The following is a 13,917-nucleotide window of genomic DNA, read 5'->3' as shown; positions in this document are numbered from 1 at the left end:
ACCATGGGCGGACATCTCAACATCAATCATCTGATGTTCCTCGGCCAGGGCGCGCTGTGGACCATTGGTCTCTCGGTGATCGCGCTGATCGGCGGCGGCATCGTCGGCTTCGTGATCGCGCTGGCACGCATCTCCCCACTCAAATCCGTGCGGATCGCCAGCGCCGTCTATGTTCAGCTCGTCCAGGGCACGCCGCTGCTCGTCATCCTGTTCCTCGGCTATTTCGGCCTCGCCGCGATCGGCCTCAAGGTCTCGCCGCTCGCTGCCGCCGGTGCCTCGCTGACGCTCTACGTCGCCGCCTATCTCGGCGAGATCTGGCGCGGCTGCATCCAGTCCGTGCCGAAGCCGCAATGGGAGGCCGCCGAGGGGCTCGCGCTGAGCCGGACCCAGCGCATGACGAAGGTGATCCTGCCGCAGGCGATCCGCATCGCGACGCCGCCGACCGTCGGCTTCATGGTGCAGATCATCAAGAACACCTCGCTCGCCTCCGTGGTCGGCTTCGTCGAGCTGATGCGCTCGGGCCAGATCGTCAACAACTCGCTATTCGAGCCGTTCGCCATCTACGCGATCATCGCCGTCACCTATTTCGCCATGTGCTACCCACTATCGTTGCTCAGCCAGAGGCTGGAACGGCGGATGGGGCGTGGCAGGTCCAACCTTGCGCCAGCCTGACATGCAACAAAACGCCCCCTCCTCCGAACCGATCGTGTCGCTCCGCGACGTGCAGAAGAGCTTCGGCCCGCTTCGGGTGCTCGATGGCGTCTCCTTTGCCGTCGAACGCGGCGAGGTGCTCGCCCTCATCGGCCGCTCCGGCTCCGGCAAGAGCACGGCGCTGCGCTGCATCGACCGCTTCGAGAAGGTCGACGGCGGCGAGATCGTCGTTTGCGGACACCGCGTCGATCGCCCCGACGTCGATCTGCGCGCACTGCGCCAGGACGTCGGCATCGTGTTCCAGAGCTACAATCTGTTTCCGCACCTGACGATCGAGCAGAACATCACGCTGGCGCCCTGCGCGGTGAAGGGCATGGCGAATTCTCACGCAAAGGACCTCGCGCGAAAAGTGCTGGCGCAGGTCGGGCTCGAGGAGAAGCTGCACGCCTACCCTGAGCAACTCTCGGGCGGCCAGCAGCAGCGCGCGGCGATCGCCCGCTCGCTGGCAATGCAGCCGAAGGTCATGCTGTTCGACGAGGTCACCTCCGCGCTCGATCCCGAGCTCACCGCCGAGGTGTTGAAGGTGATCGAGCAGCTCGCGGCCGACGGCATGACCATGGTGATGGTCACGCACGAGATGGGCTTTGCCAAAGGCATCGCCGACCGAATCGTCTTCATGCATCGCGGCAAGGTCCACGAGACCGGGCCAGCCTCGATCCTGACGTCGCCGACGACGCCTGAACTCACGCAATTCGTGGGCACCGGAAACCTAAAATCATAACAGGGAGAGGAGAACCAAGGATGATAAAGAAGTCACTGCTGGGCACCACCGTCGCACTGTGCAGCCTCGTCATGATGGCGGCCACGCCGGCATCGGCCGACCTGCTCGATGACATCACGCAGGCCAAGAAGATCCGCATCTCGACCGACCTCGCCATCCCGCCCTCGGGCATGATGGATAGCACGATGAAGCCGACCGGCTCCGACGTCGAAGTGGCACAACTGCTCGCCAAGGACTGGGGGCTCGAGCTCGAATTCATCCAGACCACCGGCGCGACCCGCATCCCCAACGTCCTGACCGGGAAGGCCGACATCATCATCTCGACCCTGTCGGTGACGCCCGATCGCGCCAAGGTCATCGACTTCACCAAGCGCTATGCGACGCTGCAATCCGACGTCGGCTGCCTGAAGTCGTTGAACGTCAAGGACTGGCCGGACCTGAAAGACAAGACCATCGGCGTCTCGCGCGGAACCACGCAGGATACCACCCTGTCCAATATGAAGGACAAGGAGCTGAAGATCGCCCGCTATGACGACGACGCCACGGAAGTCACGGCGGCCGTCTCCGGTCAGGTCGATTGCGTCGGCACGTCGGCCACGATCATCAACCAGATCGGCGTCAAGAATCCGGCCCGCATCTTCGAGTCGAAGATTCCGCTCGCAACCTTCGACCTCGCCATCGGCCTGAAGAAGGGCGAGCAGCGCCTGATGGACAAGCTGAACGCCTGGATCACCGAGAACGTCAAGAACGGCAAGCTCAACGCGATCTACAAGAAATTCCACGGTGTCGATCTGCCGGCGGACATGCGCAGCTGAAACCAGAGAGACCCGTGACAGCCGTTTCCAGGCTGTCACGGTCAATGCCAATCAAGAAGGACATCATATGCGTCTCGTCATCGGATCCGACCACGCCGGCTGGCCGCTCAAGCAGACCGTCATCGACCACATCCGCAAGCTTGGCCACGACGTCGTGGACGTCGGCTCCCATGACGACAAGCCGGTGGACTTCCCCGATATCGCCCGGGCCGTGGCGCAGAAGGTGACGTCGGGTGAAGCGGCACGCGGCATCATGGTGTGCGGCACCGGCGTCGGCGCCTCGATCGCGGCCAACAAGATGAAGGGCATCCGCGCCGCGGTCTGCCACGACGTGCATTCGGCCCATCAGAGCGTCGAGCACGACGATGTGAATGTCATGTGCATCGGCGCGCAGATCGTCGGCGCCTGGCTCGCCGTGGATCTCGTCTCGTCCTACCTCTCGGCCGAGTTCTCGACGGACGAGGATTTCCGCCGCCGCGTGGAGAAGCTGCGCGTCATGGACGAGCAAGGCTGACGTCCCGCCATGATCCTGGTGTTCGGATCGCTCAACATCGACCTGGTCGCGCAGGTCCCGGTCATTCCCGGCCCGGGCCGCACGGTGCTTGCACCGTCCTATCAGCGCCATTTCGGCGGCAAGGGCGCGAACCAGGCGGTGGCTGCCGCGCGGATCGCGGGTTCGGGACGCGTGCGGATGGCGGGCCGTGTCGGCCGGGACGGATTCGGCGACAGCGCGATCGAGAACCTCAGGGCGAACGGCATCGATACCGATCTCATTGTCAGGGCCGACGAGCCCACCGGCTGCGCCTTCATCACCGTCGATGAAGCCGGAGAGAACGCGATCACGGTGGCCAGCGGCGCCAACATGGCCGCGAATGCCGATGACCTCCCGGCCGAACTCTTCAGTTCCGACAGCGTGCTCGTGCTTCAAATGGAGGTGCCATTTGCGCAAGCACTGGACGCCGCCCATCGGACGAGATCGGCCTCCGGCACCGTGATCTGGAATCTCGCGCCCGTCCCGGAGAAGATGACCCGTGAAATGGTGACGGAGCTTCTCGCGGTCACGGACCATCTGCTCGTCAACGAGCATGAGGCAATGGGTGCCGCAGCGGCCATCGGCATTGCCGGATCCGACTACGAAGCAGCAAGCTCGGCACTCGCGAGGGCCGGCGACCTCACCTGCATCGTCACCGCCGGTGCGCAAGGCGCCCTGGCTGTCGCGGCGGACGGAACCCGCTTGCGCGCGCCCGCCCCGCGTATCACGCCGGTGGACACCACCGGGGCCGGCGACACCTTTGCCGGTGCGTTTGCGGCGATGATCCACGAGAAGGTTCCGCTTCAAATGGCCCTCCAGGTTGGATGCGAAGCGGCGGCCCAAAAGTGCCTCATGCCGGGTGCGCAGCCCGGCATGCCGATGCGGGCGAAGATTCCGTCTCTCGCTTAGCGTCGTCCATGGCTAAAGTGCTCCGATTCCCGGAGCCCTGCCCTTGGCCTTTCTCTTCGTTCTCACCGTCGGCCTCATCGCCGGCACCATCTCAGGCATCGTCGGCACGGGCTCGTCGATCATGCTGATGCCGGTGCTGGTCTATGCGTATGGGCCGAAGGAAGCCGTGCCGATCATGGCGGTCGCCTCCGTGATGGCCAATTTTTCACGGATTTTGGCCTGGTGGCGCGAAGTCGACTGGCGGGCCTGCGCGGCCTATTCGGTCACGGGCGTTCCGGCGGCCGTGCTCGGTGCGCGCACGCTGCTGGCCCTGCCCTCGCATGCCGTGGATCTCGCCATCGGCGTCTTCCTGATCGCCATGGTGCCGGTCCGGCACTGGCTGGCGCGGCACGACCTCAAGGCCAATCTCTGGCATCTCGCCATCGGTGGGGCGATCATCGGTTATCTCACCGGCATCGTGGTCTCGACCGGCCCGCTCAGCGTTCCGCTGTTCCTGTTTTACGGGCTGAGTAAGGGCGCCTTCCTCGCCACCGAAGCCGCCGCCTCGCTCGGCCTCTATTTCGCGAAATCCGTGACCTTCGAACGTTTCGGCGCGCTGACGGGCGATGTCTTCATCAAAGGCCTGGTTGCGGGCGCCTCGCTGATGTCGGGCGCCTTCGTCGCAAAGCGCTTCGTGCTCCACATGAAACCAGACATGTTCCGCCTGGTGATGGACGCCATCATGATCGCGGCCGGGCTCTCGATGCTCTGGAATGCCACCCAGCCGTAGTCGCGCTGAGTTCAGGCGGCGAATTCGGGCGCGATCGACGGGCTGTCGGCGACGACGCGGCTCTCGGCTGCCGGCTGCCTCTCGAGCCATTGCAGCACGGCTTCGAACGGCTGCGGCCGCTGGAAGAGAAAGCCCTGTCCGAACCTCACGCCCATCTCGCGCATGGCCGCGGCCTGCTCGGCCCGCTCGATGCCTTCGGCGACCAGGGTCAGCCCCAGCGTGCCGGCGAGCGATGCGATGACGCCGACGATCGCCTTGTCTTCCGCGCTGTCGGGGATTTCGCTGATGAACGCCTTGTCGATCTTGACCTTGTCGAGCGGAAACCGGCGCAGATGGGCGAGCGAGCTGTAGCCGGTGCCGAAATCGTCGAGCGCGATGGTGGCGCCGAGGCGCCGCAGCCGATGCAGCGTCTCGGATGCGCTGGCGATGTTGTTGATCAGCGATCCCTCGGTGATCTCGAGCTCGAGCAGTGATGCCTCAACGTCGAAGCGCGCGCAGGTCGCGCGCAGCTCGGCGGCGAACGAATGGTCGGCGAGCTCGGACGGCGGCAGGTTGATCGCGATCCGGATCTGTGGCCTCCCGGCGGTGGCCAGCCGTTGCAGCGCGCGGCAGGCATCGGTCAGCACATAGCGCGTCAGCCGCGCATTGTTGCCGCTGCGCTCGATCAGCGGCAGGAATTCGCCGGGACCGATCACGCCGTATTCGGGGTGGCGCCAGCGGATCAGCGCTTCCAGGCCGACGATGTCGTGGCTGTCGAGATCGACCTGGCCCTGGTACCAGACCTCGAACTGCCCCTCGGCGAAGCCGGTGGGAATGGCGAGCTCGAGATCCCTGCGGCGGCGGTAGTCGCGCTGCAGCGCCTCGTCCAGCACGGCGACGGTGCCGGGCGCCTTGCTCTTGGCATGATAGAGCGCGATGTCGGCGAGCGCCGGCAAATGCGACAATTCGGGGTCGCCGGCGCGGCGCACCGCAAGGCCGATGCTGGCGCGCGGCACGACCTGCTTGTCGTGCAGCCGGATCGGCTCGGAAATCGCATCCAGCAATTGGCGCGCGAATGCTTTCGCAGTCGCCTCGTTGCTGACCTCGGGGCGGATCACGACGAACTCGTCGCCACCGAGCCGCGCGACCCAATCCTGCGGCTCGACCGCGCCGCGAAGACGCTCGGAAATGTGCACCAGGAACTTGTCGCCGGCATCATGGCCGAAGGTGTCGTTGATGTCCTTGAAATCGTCGAGGTCGATGAAGCAGAAGGCGATCAGGGTGTCCGGAGAACCGGCATCGCCGCTCAAGGTTACCAGGCGTTCGGTCAGGGAGCGGCGGTTGGGCAGGCCCGTGAGCGGATCGTGCGAGGCCATGTGGCCGAGCCGGTCGAGCGCGCCCGACGTCGTGCGCTGCATGGCATTGAAGGCGTGTGCGAGCTGGCCGAATTCATTGGACGACCTGATATCCGCCGGATAGGCGCGGCCGTCCTGCTTGCTGCGCTGGATCGCCGACATGATCGCGGCGAGCGGCTTGCCGATGAAGATGTTGGCCGAGATCCGCATCGCGACCATGGTCGCAAGCGTCGCGAGCAGCCCGACGACGAGGAGCAGCATCAGCCGGCTGCCCGTGTCCGCATACGCCGTCGCATAGGAATAGGCGATCGCGATGCGTCCTGCCTGCACGGCGATGTTGCCGTTGCGGTAGTTGACCGGACGGGAGACCTCCGCGACCGCCTGGTCCGCCGGGCGCGCCACCACGCGGGCGATCGCAACGCCGGTGTCGTCGTAGACGGCTGCCGCCGCGATGGTCTCGTCGTGCATGATCTCGTTGAGCACGCCGGTGACCTGGTCGTAGCGCATCTTCCAGAGCGGCTCGGCGATCAGCTCGGCCCGGCTCTCGGCGACGCGGGCAATGCGGGCGTCGAGCTGCCTGGTCTGCGACCAGAAGCTCGAGACCTCGACGCCGGCGGAGGCGAGCAGCTGCACCAGCAGCAGAACGGGGACCGTGGCCCAGATCATCGCGCGGACGACCGAGCGCAGGCGCGGTGGCGCTGCCTGCCCGTCGCGGTCCGGATCGGTCATCGCCTCATCCTTGCGCATCAGTCACCGAGGCCGTCAGGTGGCGCAAGGGACGAGACCAGCGCGTCTATGGAGAAATCATACCGGCCGCAGCGTCCCGCCTTCGCCCTGAACCGCGCGAAATCGATCCGGTCGAAGGCGCGCGTCTTGATGAGGTCCCCGACTGAGGCGAGATTGTCGCGCGTGATCGCTGATGTCTTGACCTCGACGCGGGGTGAAGCGGCGGCGAAATCGCAGCCATCGGCGTAGTCGCGGAGCAGGACGATCGACCAGCCGCCGAGCAGGAAGTGCCCGCCGTCAGTCAGGAGCAGGCGGCCGGCCTTGATCTCGCGCAGCGCGTCTTCCGACCAGTTGAGACCGACCACCTCGATGTTCCGGCCGGGCACGAGGCCGGCAGCGGCCGCCGCGCGGAGCGCGCCGAGCGCCATCGGATCGTTCCCGGCCCATATGCCGGCGGGCCGGATCTCCTTGCGCGCGGCCCAGCTGAGATAATTCGCCGTGACCTGCTCGGCCTCGGACTGCGTCCAGTTGGCGAACAGCATGCGGTCCACCACAACGTCGGGCGCGCCGTCCACCGCGAGCTTGAGCCCGGCGTTGCGCGCGATCGAGGCCGGCGTGATCTCGTCGCCGCCGATGCCGAGAATGTGGATCTTGCCGTCCGGACTCTGCCATTTCTCGGCACGTGCGGTGCGGATCAAAGCATTGGCCATCCGCGCGCCCGCGGTCTGGAGATCGGTCGTGATGTCGCCGAGCCAGGTCTTGAGCGTCTGGCGCGGCGGTCCGAGACGCACGGCATCGTCGCCGATCAGCGTGTTCGAGAGCAGCAGCGTCTTGACGCCGGCGGCCTCGGCCGCCTCCAGGATCGGAACGGCGGCGGATTCCTCGTTCGAGAGAATGAGGAAGTCGGGCTTGTCGGCGCGGGCGACCACGCCGAAGCCGAGCTCCTGCATGGTGCGGTAGTTGCGCTCGCTGGTCAGCACCTCGACATGTGCGTCGAGCTTGCGCCCGGCGGCCTGCATGGTCTGCGCGACCATGTCCCAATAGACCTCGCCGGTCTTGCCGGGATTGACGAAGACGATGTCGAGACGCTTGGCGTCAGCCGCAACAGCGCCGCCAGGCGGCATAAGAACGCCGCAGGCCATGCCCGCGGCGAGCAATATGCGCAAAAGTCCCGTCATTCGTGTCGCCATCCCGTGTTGGTTCCGACGCTGGACCCGCGTCCGCTAACATTTGGCAAAGTTCGGCGCGGTGCGGCGGCGTAGAGCTAACAAAGGGTGTATCGGGCGGGCTGAATTGCGATATTTGATGTGCAGCCGGGCTCGCTCCTCGACCGGTCATTCCGTGCTATCAGCAAACTCGAACCCCGCGACTCGCTGTCCCCATGGCCAAGAACACGCTTTCCTTCGTCTGCCAGAACTGCGGCGCGGCCTATAACCGCTGGCAGGGCAAGTGCGAGTCCTGCGGCGAGTGGAATACGCTCGCCGAGGAGGACACCACCGGCAGCGTCCCCGTCTCGATCCGCTCCAAGCGCAAGGGGCGCACATTCGCGCTGGAAAGTCTCGCCGGAAAGAGCCCGGATGCGCCGCGCCTGTCGTCGGGCATGACCGAGCTCGACCGCGTCACCGGCGGCGGCTTCGTGCGCGGCTCGGTGCTGCTGGTCGGCGGCGATCCCGGCATCGGCAAATCGACGCTGCTGACGCAGGCGACCAGCATGATGGCGCGCGCCGGCCACCGCATCGTCTACATCTCCGGCGAAGAGGCGGTCGCGCAGGTGCGCTTGCGCGCCGAACGGCTCGGCCTGTCGGACGCGCCGGTGCAGCTCGCCGCCGAGACCTCGGTCGAGGATATCGTCTCGACGCTGTCGGAGGGCGCGGTCCCGCGGCTGATCGTGATCGATTCGATCCAGACCATGTGGACCGACACGGTGGAATCGGCGCCTGGCACGGTCACGCAGGTGCGCGCCTCGGCGCAGGCGCTGATCCGTTTCGCCAAGAAGACGGGCGCGGCCATCATCCTCGTCGGCCACGTCACCAAGGACGGCCAGATCGCCGGTCCCCGCGTGGTCGAGCACATGGTCGATGCGGTGCTGTCGTTCGAGGGCGAAGGCTCGCAGCAGTTCCGCATCCTGCGCGCCGTGAAGAACCGCTTCGGCCCGACCGACGAGATCGGCGTATTCGAGATGACGGGCCTTGGCCTGCGTGAAGTCACCAATCCCTCCGAGCTGTTCCTGTCGGAGCGCGATCTCGGCACGCCCGGCACCGCAGTCTTCGCGGGCATCGAAGGCACACGGCCCGTTCTGGTCGAATTGCAGGCGCTGGTGGCCCCCACCTCGCTCGGCACCCCGCGCCGGGCCGTGGTCGGCTGGGATCAGAGCCGGCTCTCCATGGTGCTGGCGGTGCTGGAGGCCCATTGCGGGGTCAAGCTGTCCGGCCACGACGTCTACCTGAACGTCGCGGGCGGCCTGCGCATCCACGAGCCGGCAGCGGACATGGCGGCCGCCGCCGCGCTGGTGTCGTCCCTGGTTAATGCGCAGTTACCCACCGATGCCGTCTATTTCGGCGAGATTTCGCTCTCCGGCGTGATCCGCCCGGTGGCGCAGACCTCGGCCCGGCTGAAGGAAGCGGTCAAGCTCGGCTTCAAGCGTGCCGTTCTGCCCGAATCGGCCCGGGGCAGCGATGCCGGCGGCGACGCCGGACTGTCCCTGAACGCGGTCAACAGCCTGACGACGCTTGTCGCCGAGATCGCCGCCAAGGGCTCCCGCCGAGGCGACTCGAACCCTCCGGCGGAGAAAAATGCCACACCGGCAAGATTCCGCCGCGGAGAGGGCTAGGCGGAGGTGACGTTTCCGGCCTCCGCCGCTATACAGCCGTCACAAAAGCAGCGTGGGATTGCGTGGTTGCGGCCTTGCCGGGAACGCCGTCTGGCCCTCACTTAGGGCCACGGCCAAACACCGATTCGCTGAGCACCTTTGAAGTACGAGCGGACCAGACCAGCCGATGCCAGTAACCATCCTCGACCTGATCCTGCTCGGTGTGATGCTGATTTCGGGCCTGCTCGCCATGGTCCGCGGTTTCATGCGCGAAATCCTGTCGATCGCGGCCTGGGGCGCGGCGGCGATCGTGACGCTGTACTCGTTCTCCAAGCTGCTGCCGACGGCCAAGACCTATTTCAACAACGACACGGTCGCGAGCGTGGTCGTGGTCGCCGGCGTGTTCGTGGGTACCCTGGTCGTGGTCTCCGTGATCACGGTCCGAATCTCCGACATGATCCTGGATTCGCGCATCGGCGCGCTGGACCGCACCCTCGGGTTCCTGTTTGGCCTCGCTCGCGGGCTTTTGATCGTCGTGGTCGCGTTCCTGTTCTTCACATGGCTGGTGCCGGACAAGCAGCGCCCGGACTGGGTCACGGGGGCGAAATCCCGGGTGGTTCTCCAGGGAACCGGGGACTGGCTGATGGCCCTCTTGCCTGACGACCCCGAGAACACCATCTTGAAGAGATTCAAGAAAAACAAACCAGATGATGATCAAGCTGATTCCGAGCAGCAGCCTGCGGGCAGCGGCGACGGATACAGTAAACCTGCTCGTGAAAGCCTGAAAAAGCTGATCGAGAAACCTGCGGCGCGTTGATTTGGCCCTAAAGAGAGGCGCGGACGAGATGCGACACCCTGACCAGGACGCCCAACTTGATCTCGATCCAACGGCCGCTTTGAGTCCCGCCGCGCTAGAGCTTCAGGACGATCTGGAGGGGGATACGCTACGCGAGGAATGCGGCGTCTTCGGCATCTACGGTCATCCGGACGCCGCCGCCATCACCGCCCTCGGCCTGCACGCCCTTCAGCACCGCGGCCAGGAAGCCGCCGGCATCGTCTCCTACGACGGCAGCCGCTTTCACTCGGAGCGCCGGCTCGGCCTCGTCGGCGATACCTTCTCCCGCCGCGAGGTGATCGACCGCCTGCCCGGCAACATGGCGGTCGGCCACGTCCGCTACGCCACCACCGGCGCCACCATCCTGCGCAACGTGCAGCCACTGTTCGCCGAGCTCAATGCCGGCGGCCTCGCGGTCGCCCACAACGGCAACCTCTCCAACGGCCTGACGCTGCGCCGCGAGCTCGTCAAGAGCGGCGCGATGATGCAGTCGACGTCCGACACCGAGGTGATCCTGCACCTGGTGGCGCGCTCCAGGCGCAGTCGCTTCATCGAGCGCTATATCGACGCGCTGCGTGAGATCGAAGGCGCCTATGCGCTGGTCTCGCTCACCAACAAGAAGCTGGTCGGCTCGCGCGATCCGCGCGGCATCCGCCCGCTGGTGCTCGGCGAGCTCGACGGCTGCCCGATCCTGACGTCGGAGACCTGCGCGCTCGACATCATCGGCGCGCGCTTCGTGCGCGACATCGAGCCCGGCGAAGTCATCGTGTTCGACGAGAACGGCCAGGACATCCACAAGCCGTTCCCGCCGATGGCGCCGCGCCCCTGCATCTTCGAATACATCTATTTCTCGCGTCCGGATTCCATCGTCCACGGCCGCTCGGTCTACGAGGTGCGCAAGAACTTCGGCGCGCAGCTCGCGCGCGAGAGCCACGTTCCGGTCGACGTCGTGGTGCCGGTGCCGGATTCCGGCGTGCCCGCCGCGGTCGGCTACAGCCAGCATTCGGGCGTGCCGTTCGAGCTCGGCATCATCCGCAACCACTATGTCGGCCGCACCTTCATCCAGCCGACGCAGGCGATCCGCGAATCCGGCGTGCGCATGAAGCATTCGGCCAACCGCGCCGCGATCGAAGGCAAGCGCATCATCCTGATCGACGACTCGCTGGTGCGCGGCACCACCTCGAAGAAGATCGTGCGCATGATGCGCGATGCCGGCGCCAAGGAAGTGCACTTCCGCCTCGCCTCGCCCCCGATCCTCTATCCTGATTATTACGGCATCGACCTGCCCGATCGCGGCGGCCTTTTGGCCGCGACGCATTCGCTGGAGGAGATGCGCGAGCTCATCGGCGCCGACTCGCTCGCATTCCTGTCGATCGACGGCATGTACCGCGCCATGGGCGAGCCAGGCCGCGACCCCGCCAATCCGAAGTTTGCGGATCACTGCTTTACCGGGGCGTATCCGACCCACCTCACCGACCAGACCCAGACCGAGCAGCAGCCGCGGCAGCTGTCGCTGCTGGCGGAAGCGAGCTGACGCCGAAGGCGTCATCCCGGGGCGCGCACAGCGCGAACTATGGTGCGCAATTGCGCACCTGGGGATCTCGATTTTGTCTTGCAACCTCTGGATTTCGGGTTCGGTGCTTCGCATCGCCCCGGCAAGACGACCACGCGAGGGCTTGTCCCGGCCGTCCACGCCTGTAAAACCCCGCCATGACAAAACCCCTCGCCGACCGCATCGCTCTCGTCACCGGCGCCTCGCGCGGCATCGGCTATGCCACGGCTATCGCCCTGGCCAAGGCCGGCGCGCATATCGTTGCGGTCGCACGCACGCAAGGCGGGCTGGAAGAGCTCGACGACGAGATCCGGAAGATCGGCGGCAGCGCCACGCTGGTGCCGCTGAACCTCACCGATTCCGACGGCATCGCGCGGCTCGGCGCGGGGCTGCACGAGCGCTACGGCAAGCTCGACATCCTCGTCGGCAATGCCGGCGTGCTCGGCCCCTCCTCACCGATTGGCCATATCGAGCTGAAAACCTTCAACGACGTGATGGCCGTCAACGTCTCCGCGAACTTCCAGCTGATCCGCTGCATGGAACCGTTGCTGAAGCAGTCGGATGCGGGGCGCGCCGTGTTCATCACCTCGGGCGCCGCCAACAAGGCGACCGCCTATGTCAGCCCCTACGCCGCCTCCAAGGCCGCGCTGGAGACGTTGGCGCGCGCCTGGGCGCAGGAGACCGCGAACACGCCGTTGCGCGTCAACCTGTTCAACCCCGGCCCGGTCCGCACCCGCATGCGCGCCACCCTGATGCCGGGCGAGGATCCGGCGACGCTCGACACCGCCGAGCAGGTCGCCAAATTCATCGTCCCGATGTGCGCGCCGGACTGGACCGAAACCGGCAAGTTCTACGACTACAAGACCCGCAGCCTGATGAGCTTCCGCTCGCCCGCCTGATTGACTCGAATGCCTCCCCGCGATTGACTGCCCGCGCTCAAGCGGCAGCAAGCCGCAAGCCAAAAAAGGGAGGTCGCCATGGCGTCATGGCATCGCGCAGGGTTTACGCCTGCGCTCGCAAACGTCTCTTACGCCGTCTCCATCCTGATCGCAGCGATCGCGTTCGTGCTTCCGGGCACGGCGAGAGCCGGCGACGTCCCGACCTTCGCGGTCGATCCCTCCTGGCCGAAGCAGCTGCCCAACAACTGGATCCTCGGACAGGTCGGCGGCATCACGGTCGACTGGCAGGGCCACATCTGGGTGATCCATCGTCCGCGCTCGCTCACCGATGACGAGAAGGGTGCGAGCCTCACCCCGCCGCGCTCCAAATGCTGCGTGTCGGCGCCGCCCGTGCTCGAATTCGACAGCGACGGCAACCTGCTGCGGTCCTGGGGCGGTCCGGGCGAAGGCTATGAATGGGTCGGCCGCGAGCACGGCATCGAGGTCGACGAGCGCGGCTTCGTCTGGGTCGGCGGCAATGCCGACAACGACAACGCCATCCTGAAGTTCACGCTCGACGGCAAGTTCGTCGCCCAGATCGGCAAGATCGCACCGAGCCTCGGCAGCAACGACACGACGCAGCTCGGCAAGCCCGCCGAGACCGCGCTCGACAAGAACGCCAACGAGATCTACGTCGCCGACGGTTATGGCAACCGCCGCGTCATCGTGTTCGACGCGACGACGCTGGCCTACAAGCGGCACTGGGGCGCCTACGGCAACAAGCCTGATGACAGCAAGCAGGCGCCCTACGATCCGAAGGCCCCCGTGGCGCAACAATTCGGAAATCCCGTCCACTGTGTGAAGCTCGCCCATGACGGCCTCGTCTACGTCTGCGATCGCATCAACAACCGTATCCAGGTGTTCAAAACGGACGGCACCTTCGTGAAGGAGTTCTTCTTCGAGAAGAACACGCTCGGCAACGGTGCTGTCTGGGACATCGCGATCTGGCCCGATCCGAAGCAGACCTGGCTGCTCAGCGCCGACGGCGAGAACAACGAGATCAGGGTCATCAAGCGCGAGGACGGCAGCGTGGTCGGTAGCTTCGGGCACAACGGCCGCAACGCCGGGCAATTCCACTGGGTGCACGCCATGGCGATCGACGCGAGGGGTAACGTCTATACCGCCGAGGTCGATACCGGAAAGCGCATCCAGAAATTCAAGCTGACGTCGGACGCTCTCAAATAGCGTCTCAACGCATTTTGCCCAAAAGTTAACCGACGGATGACGCTACGACGCAGCGTCATCCGCATTTAGGTGCATTGCAGC

The 13,917-nt window shown here is 65.9% G+C and carries 13 protein-coding genes; 11 read left to right on the top strand and 2 right to left on the bottom strand.

Going from position 1 to position 13,917, the window contains the following annotated elements:
- Window positions 1–3 precede the first annotated feature (3 nt).
- From RAD15_RS02920 to RAD15_RS02895, 6 genes are all read left to right on the top strand, one after another.
- Complete coding sequence (locus RAD15_RS02920; RefSeq protein WP_458174165.1) at window positions 4–672, top strand: amino acid ABC transporter permease; 669 nt, start codon at window positions 4–6, stop codon at window positions 670–672.
- Window position 673: 1 nt separating this feature from the next.
- A complete protein-coding gene (locus RAD15_RS02915) occupies window positions 674–1,432 on the top strand; it encodes an amino acid ABC transporter ATP-binding protein (protein WP_458174163.1) in 759 nt (252 codons plus the stop codon).
- 20 nt (window positions 1,433–1,452) lie between these two features.
- Entirely contained in the window at window positions 1,453–2,247 is a 795-nt protein-coding gene (locus RAD15_RS02910) for a transporter substrate-binding domain-containing protein (RefSeq protein ID WP_458174161.1), read from the top strand.
- Window positions 2,248–2,314: 67 nt separating this feature from the next.
- Window positions 2,315–2,761: a ribose 5-phosphate isomerase B gene (gene rpiB / locus RAD15_RS02905; protein ID WP_239626100.1), complete on the top strand. Its 447-nt coding sequence runs from the start codon at window positions 2,315–2,317 to the stop codon at window positions 2,759–2,761.
- Between the two features lie 9 nt (window positions 2,762–2,770).
- On the top strand, window positions 2,771–3,688 hold the full coding sequence (locus RAD15_RS02900; RefSeq protein ID WP_458174159.1) for a ribokinase: 918 nt from the start codon (window positions 2,771–2,773) through the stop codon (window positions 3,686–3,688).
- 43 nt (window positions 3,689–3,731) lie between these two features.
- Window positions 3,732–4,457, top strand: coding sequence for a sulfite exporter TauE/SafE family protein (locus tag RAD15_RS02895; RefSeq protein ID WP_458174157.1), 726 nt, complete (start codon window positions 3,732–3,734; stop codon window positions 4,455–4,457).
- Window positions 4,458–4,468: 11 nt separating this feature from the next.
- Here RAD15_RS02895 and RAD15_RS02890 read toward each other — a convergent pair whose 3' ends face one another.
- Together RAD15_RS02890 and RAD15_RS02885 are read right to left on the bottom strand one after the other, a co-directional pair.
- A complete protein-coding gene (locus tag RAD15_RS02890; protein WP_458174155.1) occupies window positions 4,469–6,538 on the bottom strand; it encodes a putative bifunctional diguanylate cyclase/phosphodiesterase in 2,070 nt (689 codons plus the stop codon).
- Window positions 6,538–7,695: an ABC transporter substrate-binding protein gene (locus tag RAD15_RS02885; RefSeq protein ID WP_458174153.1), complete on the bottom strand. Its 1,158-nt coding sequence runs from the start codon at window positions 7,693–7,695 to the stop codon at window positions 6,538–6,540. The genes RAD15_RS02890 and RAD15_RS02885 overlap by 1 nt, the downstream gene beginning before the upstream one ends.
- 203 nt (window positions 7,696–7,898) lie before the next feature.
- Between RAD15_RS02885 and radA the strand changes: the two genes are divergently transcribed.
- The 5 genes from radA to RAD15_RS02860 all read left to right on the top strand — a co-directional run bounded on the left by radA (window position 7,899) and on the right by RAD15_RS02860 (window position 13,836).
- Window positions 7,899–9,347, top strand: coding sequence for a DNA repair protein RadA (radA, locus tag RAD15_RS02880; RefSeq protein WP_458174151.1), 1,449 nt, complete (start codon window positions 7,899–7,901; stop codon window positions 9,345–9,347).
- A gap of 166 nt (window positions 9,348–9,513) precedes the next feature.
- Complete coding sequence (locus RAD15_RS02875; protein WP_458174149.1) at window positions 9,514–10,143, top strand: CvpA family protein; 630 nt, start codon at window positions 9,514–9,516, stop codon at window positions 10,141–10,143.
- Between the two features lie 28 nt (window positions 10,144–10,171).
- A complete protein-coding gene (purF, locus tag RAD15_RS02870; RefSeq protein ID WP_458174147.1) occupies window positions 10,172–11,695 on the top strand; it encodes an amidophosphoribosyltransferase in 1,524 nt (507 codons plus the stop codon).
- Between the two features lie 176 nt (window positions 11,696–11,871).
- Complete coding sequence (locus tag RAD15_RS02865; protein ID WP_458174145.1) at window positions 11,872–12,612, top strand: SDR family NAD(P)-dependent oxidoreductase; 741 nt, start codon at window positions 11,872–11,874, stop codon at window positions 12,610–12,612.
- Between the two features lie 78 nt (window positions 12,613–12,690).
- Window positions 12,691–13,836, top strand: coding sequence for a hypothetical protein (locus RAD15_RS02860; protein ID WP_458174143.1), 1,146 nt, complete (start codon window positions 12,691–12,693; stop codon window positions 13,834–13,836).
- Window positions 13,837–13,917: the final 81 nt, after the last annotated feature.

The sequence above is a fragment of the Bradyrhizobium sp. 14AA genome (genome assembly GCF_054185205.1).
The sequence above is the reverse complement of the archived record's forward strand: the minus strand, read 5'-3'. Positions and strand labels throughout refer to the sequence as shown.

Bases quoted from the DNA above. Each gene is read 5' to 3' on its own strand.
- RAD15_RS02890 (WP_458174155.1), bottom strand. From the start codon at position 6,538: ATGCGCAAGGATGAGGCGATGACCGATCCGGACCGCGACGGGCAGGCA.
- RAD15_RS02910 (WP_458174161.1), top strand. From the start codon at position 1,453: ATGATAAAGAAGTCACTGCTGGGCACCACCGTCGCACTGTGCAGCCTC.
- RAD15_RS02920 (WP_458174165.1), top strand. From the start codon at position 4: ATGGGCGGACATCTCAACATCAATCATCTGATGTTCCTCGGCCAGGGC.
- RAD15_RS02885 (WP_458174153.1), bottom strand. From the start codon at position 7,695: ATGACGGGACTTTTGCGCATATTGCTCGCCGCGGGCATGGCCTGCGGC.
- purF (WP_458174147.1), top strand. From the start codon at position 10,172: ATGCGACACCCTGACCAGGACGCCCAACTTGATCTCGATCCAACGGCC.
- radA (WP_458174151.1), top strand. From the start codon at position 7,899: ATGGCCAAGAACACGCTTTCCTTCGTCTGCCAGAACTGCGGCGCGGCC.
- RAD15_RS02860 (WP_458174143.1), top strand. From the start codon at position 12,691: ATGGCGTCATGGCATCGCGCAGGGTTTACGCCTGCGCTCGCAAACGTC.
- RAD15_RS02900 (WP_458174159.1), top strand. From the start codon at position 2,771: ATGATCCTGGTGTTCGGATCGCTCAACATCGACCTGGTCGCGCAGGTC.
- RAD15_RS02865 (WP_458174145.1), top strand. From the start codon at position 11,872: ATGACAAAACCCCTCGCCGACCGCATCGCTCTCGTCACCGGCGCCTCG.
- rpiB (WP_239626100.1), top strand. From the start codon at position 2,315: ATGCGTCTCGTCATCGGATCCGACCACGCCGGCTGGCCGCTCAAGCAG.
- RAD15_RS02875 (WP_458174149.1), top strand. From the start codon at position 9,514: ATGCCAGTAACCATCCTCGACCTGATCCTGCTCGGTGTGATGCTGATT.
- RAD15_RS02915 (WP_458174163.1), top strand. From the start codon at position 674: ATGCAACAAAACGCCCCCTCCTCCGAACCGATCGTGTCGCTCCGCGAC.